The following is a 17,813-nucleotide window of genomic DNA, read 5'->3' as shown; positions in this document are numbered from 1 at the left end:
AAGCCGCCCATTATCCGGCGTTTTCCAATGGGGCGTCATTTGACCGACCAGATCATTCATTCGGAGCGCTGCGCATGACGGCCGCTCCCGTGCAGGCGCCGATCTCGGATCAGGCTGTCGCCGAGACCTTTGTCAGCGCGCGTCTCGCCGCGCGCGCCGTGCCGGGCTATCCGGGCGACGTCCCCGAACACATGGCCCGTTCCTACGCCATTCAGGACGCCGCCATCGCCCTCTATCCGGACCGTGTCGTGGGCTGGAAGGTCGGCGGCGTGCCCCCGGCGCAGCAGCCGGCCCTGGGCATCCATCGCCTGGCCGGCGCCATCTTCGCCGGCAATGTCTGGACGGTCGGCGAGGCCCCGACGCCTCTGCCCGCCATCGAGGGCGGATTCGCCGCCGTCGAGGCCGAGTTCATCGCCCGCATCGGCGCTGACCCGGACCCGGCCAAGACCGACTGGACCGTCGAGGAGGCCGCCGACCAGATCGACGCCGTCTTCATCGGCGTGGAACTGGCGGGCAGCCCGCTGTCGGCCATCAACGACCTGGGTTCGGCCGTGGTCGCCTCGGATTTCGGGAACAACGGCGGTCTGGTGATCGGCCCGGAACTGACCGACTGGCGCGACCGCATGGATGCGATCAAGGTCGAGACCATCATCGACGGCGTCAGCGTCGGCACGGGCGGCTCGCCCTCGCTGGCCGGCGGCGCTCTGGAATCGGTGCGCTTCCTGCTGGAGCACTGCGCGCGCTGGGGCCGCCCGCTGACGGCAGGGACGCTGGTTTCGACCGGCGCCGTCACCGGCGTGCATCGCATCTACGCCGGCAGTGAATCGACGTGCGTGTTCGAAGGCGTGGGAGAAGTCCGCTGCACGGTCGTGAAGGCCGCGCCGCATCCGACGTCAGACTAGTATCTAATCACTGCGTGAACCTGTCCGCCGTTCAGGGTGGTCAAGAAGACGGGGCGCGCCGAGGAAATCAAAGGGAATGGGTCTCGTACCATGAGTGACGCTTCGAAAGCCGCACCCGCCGGGGAGGGGCCGATCCGCGTGATGGCGCCGCCGGCGGGCAAGTACCGCTGGATCGTGATGTGGCTGCTGTTCGCGGCCATGGTCATCAACTACGTCGATCGTCAGATGATCGGCTTCCTCAAGCCGACGCTGTCGGCTGAGTTCGGCTGGTCCGAGACGGACTATGCGGACATCGTCTTCTGGTTCCAGGCCTCCTACGCCGTCTTCTACCTGATCTTCGGTCGGGTGATGGACAAGGTCGGCGCGCGCTGGGGCCTGGGGGTCGCCTTCTTCATCTGGCAGATCGGCCACATGATGCACGGCGCGGCTCGCGACCTGTCGCACTTCATCATGGCCCGCATGGTCCTGGGCGTCGGCGAGGCCGGCGGCTTCCCCGGCGGCATCAAGGCCGTGGCCGAATGGTTCCCCAAGAAGGAACGCGCCTTCGCCACCGGCCTGTTCAACGCCGGCACCAATATCGGCGCCATCGTCACCCCCTTGCTGGTTCCGGTTCTGGTGCTCAGCTTCGGCTGGCAGATGGCCTTCGTCGTCACCGGTCTGATGGGTCTGATCTGGTTGCCGATCTGGCTGCTGGTCTATCGTCGTCCGCGTGAAGTGAAGAAGCTGTCCACGGCCGAGCTGGAATGGATCGAGCAGGACCCGGCGGACACCGTCGAGAAGATCGGCTGGAAGAAGCTGCTGACGGTCAAGGAAACCTGGGCCTATGCCGCGGGCAAGTTCCTGATCGACCCGATCTGGTGGATGTTCCTGTTCTGGCTGCCCGACTTCCTGGGCAAGAGCTACGGCCTGGACCTGAAGACTTTCGGCCCGCCGATCGTGGCCATCTATCTGCTGTCCGACGTCGGATCGGTCGGCGGCGGCTGGATGTCGGGACGCTTCATGAAAATGGGCATGAACCTGAACAAGGCGCGCAAGCTGACCATGCTGATCTGCGCCCTGTGCGCCGTGCCGGTCGCCTTCGCCGCCTTCGCGTCCAACCTGTGGGTGGCGGTGCTGATCATTGGTCTGGCCACGGCGGCTCACCAGGGCTTCTCGGCCAACCTCTACGCCTTCCCCGGCGACGTCTTCCCGCGTTCGGCGGTGGGCTCGGTCGTCGGCATCGGCGGCATGCTGGGCGGCATCGGCGGCATGATCATGGCCAAGTACGCAGGCTTCGTGCTGGACAAGATCGGCACCTACACCCCGATCTTCGTGGTGGCGGCTTCAGCCTATCTGGTGGCGTTGCTGGTGGTTCACATCATCTCGCCACGATACGAACCGGCCAAGGTTTGATGACCTGACGCCGAGAGGGGCGCTCGTCTGAGGGGGCGAGCGCCCTTCTTCAATTCTGGAGGGAGACGGACGTGGATCTGCATCGACGTGGTTTGCTGATCATGGGGGCCGCAGCCCCCGCACTGGCGACAGCCCTGCCCGTCAGCGCAGGGATGCAGACCGTCGCGCCCCCTGATCCGACCGAGGTCGTCCATCTGTGGCCCAACGGCGCGCCGGGCGGGGCGGGGGTGACGGTCGTCCCCGTCGTCCCCGAGCGCTCGACCGACCCGGCCTATCGCGACCGCTACGCCCAATACACCACCGATCCGATCATGACGGTGATGCGGCCCGAAAAGCCCAACGGCTCGGCCATGCTGCTGATCCCCGGCGGCGGCTACCGTTGGTCGGTGCTGGACAAGGAGGGCTTCGACGTCGCTCGCGTCTTCGTCGCCAGCGGCACGACCTGTTTCGTCCTGCGCTATCGCCTGCCCGCCGACGGCTGGGCGGCGGGGGCGGATGCGCCGCTTCAGGACGCCCAACGCGCCATCCGCCTGATCCGCAGCCGCGCCGTCGAGTTCGGTGTTCGCCCGGACCGGATCGCGGTGCTGGGCGCCTCGGCGGGCGGGCATCTGGCCGGGCTGGCCAGCGTGCGCACCGACGCGGCCTATGCCCCGGTCGACGTGGCGGACGAGGTCTCGTTGCGCCCCGACCTGACGATGTTGATGTATCCGGTGGCGACCATGAGCGACCCGCACGTCCACGCGGGGTCGCGCACGCATCTGCTGGGCGAGACGCCGACGGCGGAGCGCATCGCCGCCTATTCCCTGGAGCAGATGTCCTGGGCCGGTGCGGCGCCGGTCTTCCTGCTGCACGCCATGGACGACGTCTCGGTGCCGGTCGAGAACAGCCTGATGCTGCTGACCAAGCTGAAGGCCGCCTCGGTGAAGGTCGAGGCCCATCTGTTCCAGGAAGGCGGCCACGGCTTCGGCATCCGCCTGATCCAGGGAAGACCGGCAGCGGTCTGGCCTGAGCTGGCGCGCGCCTGGGCCGCCCGTCTGGACTTCGCTCTCTAGGTTCCCGGCTGGATGTAGGGGATGGCCGAGAAGAAGGCCCGTTCATTGCCGCGCGGGTCGTTGGCCATCCGGGGCTCCACGTCGAACAACAGGGTCTGGCGCGTCGGCAGCTCATAGCGCTCCCAGCGCGGCAGGCCTGCGTGGTTGGGATCGCCGGTGCGCGCCAGTGCGATGAAGGCGTCGCTCATCCGGTCCGCCACCGTCTGCGCGCCCGGTCCATTCGTGCGCGATCCGGGCGCGTTCACGTTGTCGAACACCAGCGGAATGTCGGCGGTGTGGAAGGCGCCCTTGCGGCCCGAGGCCGTCTCGCCGGGGAAGTCCAGTTGATAGACCCAGGCGGGGGCTCCGGCCTTGGCCCGCTCCTCGGCCTCGATCACCGCGCCGCGCCAGGAGCGCCCGGCGGTGGTGGCGGCGATCAGGACCTGATCGGGCGACCAGTCGGGGTGCATCCGGCGATAGGCGGCGATGACGGCTTCGGGGGTGATATCGATGCGCATGACGCCGGGCGACATCCGCGCGGGCAGGGTCTCCCAGGTCAGGCCGACATTCCTGGGGTCATTGCCCATGAAGCCCAGGGTTTCCTCGCGCGTATTGCCGATGATCATGGGGATGGTCAGGCCCTGCGGGGCGGCGTCGGGATAGAAGGGGTGGCGCGGCAGGCTGCGGAAATCCAGCACAGGGCCGAAATAGAGCCCGCCGTAGCCGAGGATGGGATCCTCGACCGATTGCGCTTCCAGCAGTCGTTCGACGGGAAGCGTCGCGGCCTCGTGCGCGCGATGCGGCGTCAGGTTCAGGGCCTTGAGCCAGGCGGTCGCGCGGGTCGTGGCGTTGATGGGGCCTGACGCCGTGACCTGCTGGCCGCTCATGGTCGCGGCGCGGTGGAACAGGCCCCTGGCGACGGGCGTGGCCATCAGCGTGGCGATCTTGGCCCCGCCGCCGGACTGACCGAAGACCATGACCCGGTCGGGATCGCCGCCGAAGGCCGCTACGTTGTCGCGCACCCAGCGCAGGGCCAGGATCAGGTCCAGCTGGCCGACATTGCCCGAGTCCTCGAACCCCGGCGCCAGCCGCGCCAGATAGGCATAGCCGAGGGCGTTCAGCCGGTGGTTCAGCGTCACCACGACCACATCGCCGCGCGCCGCCAGCCGTGTCCCGTTATAGAGGGGATCGGACCCCGATCCGCTCGAATAGGCGCCGCCGTGGATATAGACCATGACCGGCCGACGCCCCGCGTCGAGACCCGGGGTCCAGACGTTGAGGAATAGGCAGTCCTCGCTCTGGTTCGGCTCGTCGCCGCGTTGAGGGCTGGCGGCGCCATAGTCGAAGGCGGGGGCCGCATCGCGCCAGGGTGTCGGCGGCTCGGGCGGCTGGAAACGCCGCGTCGGCGCGCCGTAACGCACGCCCTTGAAGACGTTGATCCCATCCTGACGGCGGCCCACGACCGGACCCGCCGTCGTGACGGCGCGGGGATCTCGCGGCGCGGCGTGAACAGCGGTCGCCGTCGCCGTGGCGGCCATCCCCGCCAGAACCGCGGCGCGTCGCGTCATTCCCATGGTCACCCTCCCAAGAAACCGGTGTCATTGACTGTAGCAGGCAATGGCTTGCGGGCTCCAGAGGCCCGCTGAAACGGTCGCCCGGCGCCAAACCTGTCCAATCTGTAACTTGTCGTGGGGGCGACGAAGCCTTCAGTGTGAAGTCTCTTTTACATCGCGGGGGCGCTTCATGCTGACGATCAACAATCTGGTTCATGTTTACGGCAACGGGACACGGGCTCTGGACGACGTCAGCCTGACGATCCCGACCGGCATGTTCGGCCTGCTGGGCCCGAACGGGGCGGGCAAGTCGACGCTGATGCGCACCATCGCCACCCTGCAGAGCCCGACCTCGGGCGAGATCCGCTTCGGCGACATCGACGTGATCCGCCAGCCTGAGCTGCTGCGCCGCACCCTGGGCTATCTGCCCCAGGACTTCGGCGTGTATCCGCGCGTCTCGGCCTACGACATGCTGGATCACATGGCGGTGCTGAAGGGCATCGCCGACGGCAAGGAGCGCAAGCAGACGGTCGAGGCCCTGCTGAACCAGGTCAACCTGTGGAGCGTCCGCAAGAAGGCTTTGGCCGGGTTCTCAGGTGGGATGCGCCAGCGTTTCGGCATCGCCCAGGCCCTGATCGGCAACCCGCGCCTGATCATCGTCGATGAGCCGACCGCCGGTCTGGACCCGGAAGAGCGCAACCGCTTCCTCAACCTGCTGGCCGAGATCGGCGAGAACGTGGTGGTCATCCTGTCGACCCACATCGTCGAGGACGTGGCCGACCTGTGCCCGCGCATGGCGGTGCTGGCGGGCGGCAAGATCCAGCTGGAAGGCGCACCGCTGGAGCTGATGAAGCAGATGTCCGGTCGCGTCTGGAAAAAGGCCATCGCCAAGGAGGCCCTGCCGGAACACCGCGCCCGTTTCGAGGTCATCTCGACGCGCCTGTTCGCCGGTCAGACCGTGATCCACGTCCTGGCCGACGCCAAGCCGGGCGAGGGCTTCGAGCCGGCCTCGGGCGGTCTGGAGGACGTCTATTTCTCGACCCTGGCCGCTTCGCGCCGCCCGGCCGTCGCTCAAGCCGCCTGAGGCCTGGATCATGTTCGGGAAAGTCGCGGCCTTCGAGTTCCGCTATCAGCTTCGCCAGCCCGCCTTCTGGGTCATATCCATCCTCTTCTTCCTGCTGAGCTTCGGCACGGTCGCCAGCCCCAACATCAGCCTCGGTTCGGGCGGCAACGTCTTGAAGAACGCGCCCTTCGCGATCGCGCAGGCGATGCTGGCCTTCAATCTCTTCTTCATGCTGGCGACCACGGCCATTGTCGCCAACGTCGTGGTGCGTGACGCCTCGACGGGCTTCGGTCCGATGATCCAGGCCAGTCGTCTGTCGAAGTTCGACTACCTCTACGGACGCTTCCTCGGCGCCTTCGCCGTGGTGGCCCTGGCCTTCCTGTCGGTCGCCCTGGGCATCCTGATCGGCACGCTGATGCCCTGGGTGGACAAGGAGACGGTCGGGCCGTTCCGCCCGCTGGACTACCTCTACAGCTTTGTGGTCATGGGTCTGCCGGGGCTGCTGTTCAGCTCGGCGGTCTTCTTCACCCTGGCGACCGTCACGCGCTCGATGATGGCGACCTATGTCGGCGTCGTCGGCGTCTTCATCCTCTATATGACGACGACCACGGTGTTCGGCTCCAAGCCGGAGCTGGAGACCCTGGTGGCCTGGCTGGAGCCCTTCGGCGCCGGCGCCTATGGTCTGGCGACCCGCTACTGGACCTCGGCCGAGCGCAACACGATCAATGCGCCGCTGACCGGCCTGCTGCTGGGCAACAAGCTGCTGTGGCTGGGCGTCAGCCTGGCCTTCCTGGCCGCCGCCTTCCCGCTGTATCGCCCGTCGCCGCGCGGCTCGAAGCTGCGCAAGCAGGAGAAGCTGAAGGCGATGGCCGAGGCCTCGCCGGACGCCGGCGCGCCTGTCGCGCCGCTGGCCGCGCCGTCCTATGGCTTCAAGGCCGGCTGGATCCAGCTGATCTCGCGCACCCTTTTCGAGATGAAGGCGGTGTTCAAGAGCCCGGCCTACTTCGTCATGCTGGCCCTGGGCTTCGCCTTCGGCATCGCCGTCCTGCTGTTCGCGGGCGAGATGTACGGGGCGCCCGTCCTGCCGGTCACGCGCGTGGTGATCGAGACCCTAGGCAGCTCCTTCGGTCTGATCGTCATGATCATCTCGATCTACTATTCGGGCGAACTGGTCTGGCGTGATCGTGAGCGGCGCACGCACGAGATCATCGATTCCACCTCGACGCCCGACTGGACCTTCCTGCTGCCCAAGACCCTGGCCCTGGTTCTGGTTCTGGTGTCGACGCTGCTCGCCGCATCGCTGGCCGGTATGATCGTGCAGACGATCAAGGGCTACACCAATTTCGAGATCGGCAAATACCTGTTCTGGTACGTCGTGCCGCAGTCGATCAGCTTCGCGCTGATGGCCGTGCTGGCCATCTTCGTGCAGGCCCTGTCGCCGAACAAGTTCGTCGGCTGGGCCGTCATGGTGGTCTATCTGATCTCGACCATCGTCCTGTCCAATATGGGCTTCGACCATGTCCTGTACCGTTATGGTTCGGGGACGGGTATGCCGCTGTCGGACATGAACGGTCTGGGCAAGTTCGCCGGCTACGCCGCCTGGATGCAGGCCTACTGGACGTCCTTCGCCATCGTCCTGCTGGTTATCGCCTACGGCCTGTGGCGTCGGGGGGCGGAGACGCGCTTCCTGCCGCGCCTGAAGCGTCTGCCGCGTCGCCTGATGGGGCCTGCAGGCGTGATCGGCGGCTTCGCCCTGACCGCCTTCGTGGCCCTGGGCGTCTTCAGCTTCATCAACACCAATGTGTGGAACGAGTACCGCAGCCGCGATCAGCGCGAACAACTGATGGCGGACTATGAGAAGACCCTGCTCAAGTACGAGAAGACGCCTCAGCCCGCGATCACCGACGTCAAGCTGGACCTGGACCTCTATCCGCACCAGCCGCGTCTGACGACCAAGGGAACTTACGTCATCGAGAACCGCACGGGCGCGCCCCTGGGCGAGGTCCATCTGCGCTGGAGCCAGGACCTGAAGATCGCCAGGCTGAACGTCCAGGGTGCGACGGTCGCGAAGGAATGGCCGCAGTTCGAGTACCGCATCTATCGCTTCGCCACACCGATGCAGCCGGGCGAGAAGCGCACCATCGCCTTTGAGACGGTGCTGGAACAGCGCGGCTTCAAGAACAGCGGCGACACCACGCGGATCGTCGACAACGGCACCTTCGTCAACAACGGCGAGTTCGGCCTGACCATCGGCATGGGCCGCGACGGCCTGCTGTCCGATCGGGCCAAGCGCCGCAAACACGGCCTGACGCCCGAGCTGCGTATGGCCAAGCTGGAGGACGAAAGCGCGCGGGCTCACAACTATATCGGCGCCGACTGGGTCAACGCCGACATCACCGTGACCACGGTCGCCGATCAGACGCCGATCGCGCCGGGCTACAAGGTGTCGGACGTGACGAAGAACGGCCGCCGCACGGCCCGCTTCGTCACCGAGGCGCCGGTGCTGAACTTCTTCTCGGTCCAGTCCGCCGACTATCAGGTGGCCCGGGAGCAGCACGGTCCGATCGAACTGGCCGTCTATTACCACAAGGGCCATGAGCGGAACGTCGAGCGCATGCTGAACGGCATGAAGTCGGCGCTGGACTACTACGGCACGGCCTTCAGCCCGTACCAGTTCCGTCAGGCCCGGATCATCGAGTTCCCGGCCTACGCCAGCTTCGCCCAGGCCTTCGCCAACACCATGCCCTACTCGGAAGGCCTCGGTTTCATCGCCGACCTGACCGACGAGGAGAAGATCGACTACGTCACCTACGTCACCGCGCACGAAGTCGGTCACCAGTGGTGGGCGCACCAGGTGGTCGGCTCGGACCAGCAGGGCTCGACCCTGCTGTCGGAATCCCTGGCGCAGTACTCGGCGCTGATGGTCATGGAGAAGCTGTACGGGCCCGACAAGATCCGTCGCTTCCTGAAATACGAGCTGGATCGCTATCTGCGCTCGCGCGGCATGGAGCGGCTGGAGGAGATGCCGCTGATGCGCATCGAGAACCAGCAGTACATCCACTATCAGAAGGGCGGTCTGGTCATGTACCTGCTGCGCGATCAGATCGGCGAGGAGGCGGTCAACCGCGCCCTGCGTCGGGTGCTGGCGCAGTACGCCTTCAAGTCCGCGCCCTATCCGCGCTCGCTGGATCTTATCAACGCGATCCGCGCCGAGGCGCCGGCCGACAAGCAGGCCCTGATCACCGACCTGTTCGAAAAGATCACCCTGTATGACGTGAAGTCGAAGTCGGTCACGGCGACCAAGCGCGCCGACGGCAAGTGGGACGTCGCCCTGATGGTCGAGGCTCGCAAGCTGTACGCCGACGGCAAGGGCGAGGAGACCGAGGCCCCGCTGAACGAGACCTTTGACGTCGGCCTGTTCTCTGCCGAGCCGGGCAAGGGGGCGTTCGACCAGAAGTCGGTCATCCTGATGGAGCGCCGTCCCCTGCGCAGCGGGACCCAGGTCTTCCGCTTCGTCACGGACAAGAAGCCAGCCTTTGCGGGGATCGACCCCTACAACCGCTGGATCGACCGCAACTCGGACGACAACGTCAAGCCGGTCGGCTGACGCCTGCGCCTTCTCCTCCCGCCGACCGGCGGGAGGAGGGGCCTACGGCGAGTTAATCTCGTCGCCTCATTTTAGACTCGATCCGCTACAAACGTAGCGCTACAAAAGTAGCGTCAGCCGATGCGGAGAGTCCCCATGATCGAGTCCTTGCCCCGGCGCGAACGCGAGGTCTTCGAGACCCTGTGCCGGCTGGAGACGGGCACCGCCGCGGGGGTACGCAACGCCCTGACCGACACGCTTAGCGATTCAGCGATCCGCACCCTGCTGGCCCGGCTGGAGGCTAAGGGCCTGGTCGAGCGTTCGGCGGGCGCCGAGGGCTTCGTCTATCGCCCGGTGCCGCGCACCGAGGCCGTCGCCGCCGGCGCCCTGCAGCGGATGATCGACACCTTCTTCGCCGGCTCCGCCGCCAGCGCCGCCACGGCCCTGCTGGGTCTGGGGCAGCGTCTGACGGCTGACGAGGCCGCCGCTCTCGAACGCGCCATCGACGAAGCCGTGGAGCGCAAGCCGTGAGCCTGGCCCTGTTTCTGTCCCTGCTGGTCAAGTCCAGCCTGATCGCGGCGGCGGGGCTGATCGTCGCCCGCTTCGTGGCGCGTCGCGCCGTCGATCGCGTCGATATTCTGCGCGCGACCGTCTGCCTGCTTCTGGCCCTGCCGGTTCTGGCGGCGGTCCTACCCGCCCTGGAGCTGGCGCTGCTTCCAGCCTCGTCCGTCGCGGACAGCGCCCCGCTGACGCCGCTCTGGTCGGGCGAGGTCGGGTCGGTTGCGGGCGTCGCGGTCAAGGCCAACCTGCCGTGGCCGTCCTGGGCGACCGTGGCCGCCGGCCTGTGGCTGACCGGCGTGGCGGCGGTCGTGGGTCGGCTGCTGCTGGGCCTGAACACGCTCAGCCGCTGGACCGAGCAGGGTCGAGCGGTTCAATGCCCCGCCTGGCGTTCGCCGCTGGAGCCGCTGGCCCCCGCCGCGCGCCCGCGTCTGGTCAGCAGCGAGCGGGTGTCCAGCCCGCTGAGCTGGGGCGTGGCCCCCGGCGTCATCGTCCTCGACCCCGCCAGCCTGGCCGAGCCCAAAACCGCCTCCGCCGTTCTGGCGCACGAACTGGCCCATCTGCGGCGCAGGGACTGGGTTTTCCTGATCCTGTCGCGGCTGGCGCTGGCGCTGTTCTGGTTCAGCCCTCTGGTCTGGCGGCTGTCCGTCGTCTTGACCGAGGCTTCTGAAGAGGCGGCCGACGCCGAGGCCGTGCGCACCGTGGACCGCAGGGACTACGCTCGCGTCCTGGTCCGTCTGGCCGCCAATCCCGCCGTCTGTCCCGCGACCGCCATGGCCGCCGACACCCACACGCTCGAAAAAAGGATCGCCTGCATCATGACGAACACCTCTGCTCGCCGTCGCCCGCTGGCGGTCGCCCTGACCGTCGCCGCGCTCGCCGCCGTCGCTACGCCGCTGGCGGCGCTGGATCTGCGCGAGCAGGCGTCCGCCTATGCCCCGGCGCCGCCTGCGCCCCCCGCGCCTCCGGCCCCGCCCGCTCCGCCGCCGCCCCCGCCTGCCGCGCCGCCTGCGCCGCCCGCGCCCCCGGCCCCGCCTGCGCCTCCGCCCGGCCGCGTGACGACCTACTATTCCTCGAACGGCTACTACTTCGAGAACGGCACGCCGGAGCAGCGCGCCGAGGCTGAGGCGGCGCGCGAGGTGGCCCGTCAGGCCCGGGCTCTGGCCGCCGACGCCCGCCGGCAGGGCGAAGAGGCGCGCCAACAGGCGGCCCAGGCTCGCGCCCAGGCGGCCGTCGCTCGTCAACAAGGCGAGGAGGCCCGGCGTCAGGCGGTGCAGGTCCGCGCCCAGGCCGCCGTCGCCCGCCAACAGGCCGAACAGGCGCGGGCACAGGCTCTCGTCGCGCGGCGGCAGGGCGATGAAGCCCGCGTCATCGCGGCTCGGGCTCGTGTCCAGGCGCGCGAACAGATGGGGCGCGGCGCTGAAAACATGCATCGCGGCGCGGACAACATGCGCGAGGAGGCGGTTCGCCTGCGCGACCCGGCCTATCGCGCCGAGCAGATCACCCGCAATCGCGATCAGGGCAACATCGTCACCGACGCGGATCTGATCGCCCTGAGCCCCAAGCTGGTTGAACGGGCCGCCGAGCTGGACCGTCGCGCGGAAGAGCTGGCGGCGCGCGCCAAGAGCCCGATCTAGTCTGGATACACAAGGGCGAAGCGTCGTCGTGCAGCACACGGGCTGTGCGGCGGCGCTTTCGTCTATGGCTCAGCTCGCGGCGGGGCTGTAGGTTGAGGCATGGCCCGTCTCTTGCTGATCCTGTCCGCTGCCGCCGTTGCCCTGTCGGCTTGCGCCTCCGGCCCTGACATCGTGACCACGGCGCCTGCGGCCTTCCCGGCAGCGGCGACGACCTATCACCTGATCGAACCCGAACCGGCGTCGGCGACGGATCAGGCCCTGCTCGCGGCGGTGCGCGATCAGCTGACGGCCAAGGGGTGGCGCGAAACGCGCGACGGTCCGGCGTGGCGGATCGAGGCGGCCTATGCCGTTCGGCCACAGGCGACGGGCGCCTATTCCGACGCCTCGGCTCGTGACGGCGACTGGCTGGATGCGCCGATCGTGCCGCAGTGGTGGGGACGCAAGCGGCTGGCGCACAGCCTCACCCTGACGCTGCATGGACCCGAGGCCGCGGCCGGCGCCTATCAGGCGAGCGCGGCCACGACGGTGGCGCCGCGACAGGCCGACGCCGCCTTGCCGGCCCTGGCCGCCGCCGTCGTTTCCGAACTGACGCCCTAGTCGGCCTCGATCAGGCGGGGCAGGGTCAGGACGAAGGTCGCGCCGACCTCGCCGGCCTCGTAGCGGATCCGGCCGCCGTGACGTTCGGCGACGGTGCGGACGAAGGCCAGGCCCAGGCCGGCGCCCCGGTGGTCGGCGTCGCCGTGACCGAAGGGCTGGAACAGCCGCCGCGCCGCCTCCGCTGACAGGCCCGGCCCCTGATCGCTGATGCGCAGGATGCAGACAGGGCCGTCGTCGGTCTCATCCGTGTCGAGCGTGCAGCTTATGACGCCCCTTGGCGGGCCGTACTTCAACGCATTGTCGAGCAGATTGGTCATCAGCCGGCGAAGCAGGGCGGGATCGCCCTCGACCAGATATTCCTCTTCGCCCACCGGCGTCTGGATGGTCGCGCCCTTGGCGGAGGCCTGGGGCCACAGGGTGTCGGCGGCGTCCATCAGCACCTGACCGAGGTCCAGGACGACGGCGCGATAGGGTTGGGATTCGGCGCGGGCCAGCTGGACGTAGCCTTCGGCCAGATCCAGCGTCTGGCGCGCATAGTCGCCGATGCGGCGCTCAAAGGCGGGGTCGGCGCGGTTCTGGCCGCCTTCCAGCAGGGTCAGGATCGAGACCTGGGGCGCGCGCATGTCGTGGCTGAGCAGTTGCAGCGCCTGTTCACGCTGCCGTTCGGCGGCGCGGAACCGGGTCATGTCGGCGAAGCGGACAATGTGGCCGACAGGTTCGCCCGTGGCGTTGGTCAGGGCGGCGGCGGCGACCTTCAGCACGCGTCCGCCGGGTCCTTGGATGTCGCCCGGATCGCCCCCTTCTGAAACCAGGAAGCGCCGCCACGACGGTTCGCCGAGCGACTGGAACAGTTCGGTCAGGTTCGCCTCGTCCTTCAGCGCGGCGCCGAACAGGGCTTGCGCCCGGTCGTTCGACAGCAGCACCCGGCCCGCAGGATCGGCCACCACGGTGGCGTCGGGCAGGCTGCGCAGGGTGTCGGAGATGAACCGGTCCAGATCGCGAAGCTGCTTCAGCGCGGCGCGCAGGGTGTCCACCTGCTTGGCCACCACGTCGCCCTGCGGCCGGAACGACGACCGCGCCGCGCCGGGCAGGGCGGGGGCGTCGCGTTCGAAGGTCTCGACCTCGCTCTGCATATAGGCCGAGGCGGCGGCCAGGCGTCGCCAGCTCCAGAAGGGATAGGCCAGGGCCAGTCCCGCGACGGCGGCTGCGGGCGGGAACCACAGGCCGGCGCCCAGGAAGGCGATCAGGCTGCCCGCCAGCGTCAGGACGATCAGTCCCGCGCCCAGCACCATGTTGACGACCGGGCGCAGGAACAGGAACCCGCCCACCAGCAGGGCCAACGGCAGCAAGGACAAGGCCAGAACCCAGGGCGGCGCCAAGGGGCGCGGGCCGCCGCCTTCCAGCAGGGTCTGCAGCAGGGCGGCCTGGATCTCGACGCCGGGGCTCAGTTCGCCGTGGGGTGCGGCGGGCGTGGCGTAGCGGTCGCCCAGGCCGGGGGCGGTCGCGCCGACCAGCACCAGCCTGTCCTTCAGAAAGCCGGGGGGGACCTCGCCGTTCAGTACGTCGACGAAGGCCAGGGTGCGGAACCGTCCCGGCGGACCGCGATAGGCGATGGCCTCGGGCCGTGCGGCGATCAGGGCGTCGGGCGTGGCGGCGTCCGGATCAGGCGCGGGCGTGGCGACACGCTTCCGGGCCAGCGGCAGGATCAGTTGTGGCCAGACCTGATCGCCACCCTGCATATAGAGGGGCAGGCGGCGGATCACGCCATCGCCGTCCACCGTCAGGTTGACATGGCCCAGTCCCGCGGCGGCCCCGACCAGGGCGTCGGGTTCGCTGACCCGCCAAGGGGCGCCGTTTTCGCCGGGGGCATCGACCAGAAGCGGCAGATGGACATTGCCGGCACGCGCCATCGCGGCGGCCAGAGACGGATCGTCGGCCTCGGGCTCGGTGAACAGAACGTCGTAGGCGACGGCCCGAGGACCAGCCTCGGACAGGCGGTCGATCAGGGCTGCGTGGGTCGCGCGCGGCCATGGCCAGCGGCCCAGGCTCTGCAGGCTGCGGTCGTCGATGGCGACGATGACGATTGCGTCGTCCGCCGGGCCGCCCTGCAGCCGGATCAGGGCGTCATAGACCAGATTATCGGCGCGGTCGGCGGTCGGGCTGAGCGCCAGCCAGCATACGACCAGACCGGTCAGGCTCGCCACCAGCGCCCATTCGATCAGGGCGCGCCGCCCCGTCAGTCTGGCCCCCAGCTGGCGAACGCCGGCCATGCGTCAGCGCCCGATGCGCAGCTGCTGCGGCTCGGACCAGACCTGCAGCAGGCGGCCGAAGCGATGACGCGAGCCCTGCACCCTCCAAGTGTAAACTCCGGGCGGCAGGTCCGTCAGGCTGAAGGCCTGATCGGCCAGACCGGGCTGGTCGATCAGCGGAGCCCCTTCGCGCGCGCCGTCGGCGTCTTCGCGGGACAGTTGGAAACGGAAACTGGCCTCGCCCTCGCCCTCGGCCTCCCAACGGAAGCGATAGACGCGGCGGCCGTCCAGCATGGCGTTGCTGGCCGCCAGACCGCCGACGCCGTTGCGGGCGCGAATGAAGCTGTAGGTGGTGCTGCGGCCTTCGACCCCCTCGGGCGACAGGGCGCTGAGCCGCAGGAAATAGGCCCCGTCCGTCAGGTCGCTGAAGGTCAGGGACGCGGCGCCGGCCGCGCTGTCCGTCTCGGCGAAGGCGTCGATCATGCCGGCGTCGGTGGCCAGACGCCCGCGATAACGATCGGCGCCCCGCAAGGCGTCGATCTCGAACACGGCCGAGGGCCCGGACTGCACTTCGTCGGGGCGAGCCAGGGCGGGGGCGGGCAACAGGGGCACCAGACGCGCGGCGGTGGCGCTGGCCGTCACGCCCTCGGCGGCGACGGCCGTGGCCTCCACCAGCCCGTCACCCGATTCGACCTCGACCCTGCCTTCGATAACCTCGGTCGCCGATCGGTCGGCGGCGTCGTCGAAGGCGACGCGGAAGTCCGTGCCGCGGACGGCCGATACCGAAACCGGCGTGCGGACGACGAAGCCGCCGGGGCGGCGGCGCGGCGTCACGCGCGACTCCGCGCGGCCCGCCTCAACCGTCATGGCGTGATCGACGGCTCCGTTGATGGCGTAGCGCCGCAGGCGGGTCAGCCGCACCCGGCTGTTCGACGGCGCCACGACATAGCTGCCGTCCGACAGGGTCAGGCGCACGAAGGCGTTGGCCCCGGTGGTCAGTACGGCGCCTTCGGACACCATCTGCCCCTGGGTGGGAGCGCCGGTCGACGTCCCCTGGGTCAGGGTCACGGCGCCGCGAAAGCCGACAATCCGCGCCTGGTCCGGGTCAGCCCGCAGCAGTTCTACGGGAATGGCCAGCGTCCGGCCCACGCTCATGCGGCGGGGGTCGGCGACGCGGTTGCCGCGCTGGACCTGCCGATAGTCGGCCGGACGATTCAGATAGGCGACGGCCAGGTTGATCAGAGTGTCGCCGCGCTGCACCTGATAATCGATGGTGCCGGCGGCCGGATCCGCCAGAGATTGCGCGAAGGAGGAGGGGGCGCAGAATGCCGCCGCCAGAGCCCCGGCGACCAGCGCCCGTCCCATCATTCCGTCGTCTCTTCCACGCTGGGGGCCTCGTCCCGGATCGCCGGTTCGACCTCGTCTGTCGCGCCTATGCGCTCAAGGCGATAACCGTAGCTGTAAATGGGCGTTAGGCGAAACCCCTGTTCGGGACGCAGGTTCAGCTTGGTGCGGATTCGCGAGATGTGCATGTCCAGCGAACGGCTGTTCAGGTTGGGCTCGTTGCCCCAGACCGTTTCAAGGATGTAGGTCCGCGACAGGGCGCGGTGAAGGTTGCGGAACAGTAGAAGCGCCAAGGCGAATTCCTTGGCCGTCAGCACGACGGTCTGGCCGTCGCGCACCACGGCGCCGGCGGACTCGTCGAACAGGGTATCGGCATGGACCTCAGCCCCCGGCGCGGAGGGCTGGGCGTAAACCCGACGCATGAGTGCGCTGATGCGGGCCGCCAGAACCGGCGGCGACAGGGGTTTGGGCAGGTAGTCGTCGGCGCCGGCGTTCAGGCCGGCGACGATGTCGTCGTCCTCGGAGCGGCTGGTGACCAGCAGCATGGGGGGCGGCGGCCGAAGATTGGTGCGCGCCCAGGCCAGAACCTCCAGCCCGGAACGGTCGGGCAGATTCCAGTCCACGATCAGAAGGTCGAAAGTATCCTTGCGCAGCGCGGAGATCAGCGCCTGCGCGCGTGAGAACAGCACGGCGCGATACCCGAGGTCCTGGGCTGTGGCGGCCATGGTTTCCAGCTGGACTGGGTCGTCGTCGAGCAGGGCAATTTTCATTTTACTTCAACACTCCGGAGCGCCCTGACCATAGCTTGCGCTTTGCGGGATGTGGTCGGCGTCAGCGGTCCAGAATGTAAAATTGCGTCACATTCCGACCTGCCGATGAAGCTTGACCTTATGCCTGAGCTTGGGCGGAATTGGGTTCCGGCAGGGGGGCGACTTTAGTCGGACCAGGGCGACAGGCGTTCGGCGGCGTCGCGACACAGGGCCTTGATCCAGCGCCGCGCCGCCTTCAGCCGCGCCGTGCCGTGGACTTCGCGGTGGGTGCTCAGCCAGAAGCGGCGCTCGATCAGCACATGGTCAGGCAGGACCCGCGTCAACCCCTCGGCCAGGAAGCAGGGCAGGACCCCGATCCCGCCGCCCGCCGCGATCATGTCCCGCTGCGCCCGGATCGAGGAGGAGGCCAGGCGCGGCCGCAGGTTGGGTCGGATCTCGTCCAGATAATGCAGCTCCGGCGCGTAGATCAGATCGTCGACGTAGCCGACGATGTCGAAGTTCGGCAAGTCCTCCACCCGTTCGGGCGCGCCATGACGCTCCAGATGGCCGGGCGCGGCGTAGAGGGCCAGCTGATAGGGGGTCAGCGGCTCGACGATCAGACGCGGGCTGGCGGCGGGGCTCAGGGTGATGGCCATGTCCACCTCGCGGCGGCTGGGCGACAGGAAGCCGGAACTGGCGGCCAATTCGATATTCAGCCCCGGATGCGCCGCCAGCAGCGCAGGCAGGGCGGGGGCCAGGACCGCGCCGCCGAAACCCTCCGAGGCGCTGATCCGCACCGTGCCGGCGATCAGGTCGGGCCGCGTCACCCGCTCGGCCGCCTCCATGGCGCTTTCGGCGTCCAGCGCCGTCTCCAGCAGTTGCGCCCCCGCCGCCGTCAGCAGCAGGCCGGAGGACGAGCGCACCACCAGGGTCGACTTTAGCGCCGTCTCCAGCCGCGCCACGCGTCGCCCGACCGTGGCGGCGTCGATCCCCAGCCGCTGGGCCGCGACGGCAAGCGACCCCGCCCGCGCGGCGGCGATGAAGATGCGAACGTCGTCCCAGTCGAACATTGCAGGAATGCACAGCATAGGATGCACGATTGCAATGGGTGGTTTGGCGTTCGTCTGCTAGGCCATGCTGGAACGAACCACG

13 protein-coding genes are annotated in these 17,813 nt (G+C 68.7%); 8 read left to right on the top strand and 5 right to left on the bottom strand.

What is annotated here, in order from left to right; genetic code table 11:
- Positions 1–74: 74 nt before the first annotated feature.
- From ACFYLW_RS15590 to ACFYLW_RS15580, 3 genes are all read left to right on the top strand, one after another.
- On the top strand, positions 75–902 hold the full coding sequence (locus ACFYLW_RS15590; protein ID WP_312063491.1) for a fumarylacetoacetate hydrolase family protein: 828 nt from the start codon (positions 75–77) through the stop codon (positions 900–902).
- A gap of 141 nt (positions 903–1,043) precedes the next feature.
- The gene (locus ACFYLW_RS15585) at positions 1,044–2,294 is read left to right on the top strand and encodes an MFS transporter (protein WP_312063544.1); all 1,251 of its coding nucleotides are present in this window, start codon (positions 1,044–1,046) and stop codon (positions 2,292–2,294) included.
- Between the two features lie 71 nt (positions 2,295–2,365).
- Positions 2,366–3,346, top strand: coding sequence for an alpha/beta hydrolase (locus tag ACFYLW_RS15580; protein WP_312063490.1), 981 nt, complete (start codon positions 2,366–2,368; stop codon positions 3,344–3,346).
- Here the strand turns inward: ACFYLW_RS15580 and ACFYLW_RS15575 are convergent.
- On the bottom strand, positions 3,343–4,893 hold the full coding sequence (locus ACFYLW_RS15575) for a carboxylesterase/lipase family protein (protein ID WP_390183217.1): 1,551 nt from the start codon (positions 4,891–4,893) through the stop codon (positions 3,343–3,345). The two genes, ACFYLW_RS15580 and ACFYLW_RS15575, sit on opposite strands and share 4 nt — an antisense overlap.
- Positions 4,894–5,068: 175 nt before the next feature.
- Here ACFYLW_RS15575 and ACFYLW_RS15570 point away from each other — a divergent pair, with 175 nt between their 5' ends.
- The 5 genes from ACFYLW_RS15570 (at position 5,069) to ACFYLW_RS15550 (ending at position 12,319) form a co-directional block, all read left to right on the top strand.
- Positions 5,069–5,962 (top strand): ABC transporter ATP-binding protein, encoded by an 894-nt coding sequence (locus ACFYLW_RS15570; RefSeq protein WP_312063488.1) that lies wholly within the window; start codon positions 5,069–5,071, stop codon positions 5,960–5,962.
- Positions 5,963–5,972: 10 nt separating this feature from the next.
- On the top strand, positions 5,973–9,548 hold the full coding sequence (locus ACFYLW_RS15565) for a M1 family aminopeptidase (protein WP_312063487.1): 3,576 nt from the start codon (positions 5,973–5,975) through the stop codon (positions 9,546–9,548).
- Positions 9,549–9,683: 135 nt separating this feature from the next.
- Complete coding sequence (locus tag ACFYLW_RS15560; protein ID WP_312063485.1) at positions 9,684–10,058, top strand: BlaI/MecI/CopY family transcriptional regulator; 375 nt, start codon at positions 9,684–9,686, stop codon at positions 10,056–10,058.
- Entirely contained in the window at positions 10,055–11,722 is a 1,668-nt protein-coding gene (locus ACFYLW_RS15555) for a M56 family metallopeptidase (RefSeq protein ID WP_390183216.1), read from the top strand. The genes ACFYLW_RS15560 and ACFYLW_RS15555 overlap by 4 nt, the downstream gene beginning before the upstream one ends.
- Before the next feature lie 99 nt (positions 11,723–11,821).
- A complete protein-coding gene (locus ACFYLW_RS15550) occupies positions 11,822–12,319 on the top strand; it encodes a hypothetical protein (RefSeq protein WP_312065327.1) in 498 nt (165 codons plus the stop codon).
- On the opposite strand, the gene ACFYLW_RS15545 is transcribed toward ACFYLW_RS15550, so the two are convergent.
- The 4 genes from ACFYLW_RS15545 to ACFYLW_RS15530 form a co-directional block, all read right to left on the bottom strand.
- Positions 12,316–14,589, bottom strand: a complete 2,274-nt coding sequence (locus ACFYLW_RS15545; RefSeq protein ID WP_312065326.1) for a CHASE2 domain-containing protein — start codon at positions 14,587–14,589, stop codon at positions 12,316–12,318. The two genes, ACFYLW_RS15550 and ACFYLW_RS15545, sit on opposite strands and share 4 nt — an antisense overlap.
- Before the next feature lie 3 nt (positions 14,590–14,592).
- Positions 14,593–15,936, bottom strand: coding sequence for a FecR domain-containing protein (locus tag ACFYLW_RS15540; protein ID WP_312065325.1), 1,344 nt, complete (start codon positions 15,934–15,936; stop codon positions 14,593–14,595).
- The gene (locus tag ACFYLW_RS15535; RefSeq protein ID WP_292081872.1) at positions 15,933–16,682 is read right to left on the bottom strand and encodes a response regulator transcription factor; all 750 of its coding nucleotides are present in this window, start codon (positions 16,680–16,682) and stop codon (positions 15,933–15,935) included. Before ACFYLW_RS15535 ends, ACFYLW_RS15540 begins: the two co-directional genes overlap by 4 nt.
- 164 nt (positions 16,683–16,846) lie before the next feature.
- Positions 16,847–17,731, bottom strand: a complete 885-nt coding sequence (locus ACFYLW_RS15530; RefSeq protein WP_390183215.1) for a LysR family transcriptional regulator — start codon at positions 17,729–17,731, stop codon at positions 16,847–16,849.
- Positions 17,732–17,813 lie beyond the last annotated feature (82 nt).

Origin of the sequence: Brevundimonas sp. NPDC007368 (assembly GCF_042869015.1) — a bacterium.
Classification (GTDB): domain Bacteria; phylum Pseudomonadota; class Alphaproteobacteria; order Caulobacterales; family Caulobacteraceae; genus Brevundimonas.
Note: the sequence above shows the minus strand (reverse complement) of the source record. Positions and strands in the feature narration are given on the sequence as shown.

Bases quoted from the DNA above. Each gene is read 5' to 3' on its own strand.
- ACFYLW_RS15550 (WP_312065327.1), top strand. From the start codon at position 11,822: ATGGCCCGTCTCTTGCTGATCCTGTCCGCTGCCGCCGTTGCCCTGTCG.
- ACFYLW_RS15540 (WP_312065325.1), bottom strand. From the start codon at position 15,936: ATGATGGGACGGGCGCTGGTCGCCGGGGCTCTGGCGGCGGCATTCTGC.
- ACFYLW_RS15585 (WP_312063544.1), top strand. From the start codon at position 1,044: ATGGCGCCGCCGGCGGGCAAGTACCGCTGGATCGTGATGTGGCTGCTG.
- ACFYLW_RS15530 (WP_390183215.1), bottom strand. From the start codon at position 17,731: ATGTTCGACTGGGACGACGTTCGCATCTTCATCGCCGCCGCGCGGGCG.
- ACFYLW_RS15545 (WP_312065326.1), bottom strand. From the start codon at position 14,589: ATGGCCGGCGTTCGCCAGCTGGGGGCCAGACTGACGGGGCGGCGCGCC.
- ACFYLW_RS15565 (WP_312063487.1), top strand. From the start codon at position 5,973: ATGTTCGGGAAAGTCGCGGCCTTCGAGTTCCGCTATCAGCTTCGCCAG.
- ACFYLW_RS15535 (WP_292081872.1), bottom strand. From the start codon at position 16,682: ATGAAAATTGCCCTGCTCGACGACGACCCAGTCCAGCTGGAAACCATG.
- ACFYLW_RS15570 (WP_312063488.1), top strand. From the start codon at position 5,069: ATGCTGACGATCAACAATCTGGTTCATGTTTACGGCAACGGGACACGG.
- ACFYLW_RS15560 (WP_312063485.1), top strand. From the start codon at position 9,684: ATGATCGAGTCCTTGCCCCGGCGCGAACGCGAGGTCTTCGAGACCCTG.
- ACFYLW_RS15575 (WP_390183217.1), bottom strand. From the start codon at position 4,893: ATGACGCGACGCGCCGCGGTTCTGGCGGGGATGGCCGCCACGGCGACG.
- ACFYLW_RS15590 (WP_312063491.1), top strand. From the start codon at position 75: ATGACGGCCGCTCCCGTGCAGGCGCCGATCTCGGATCAGGCTGTCGCC.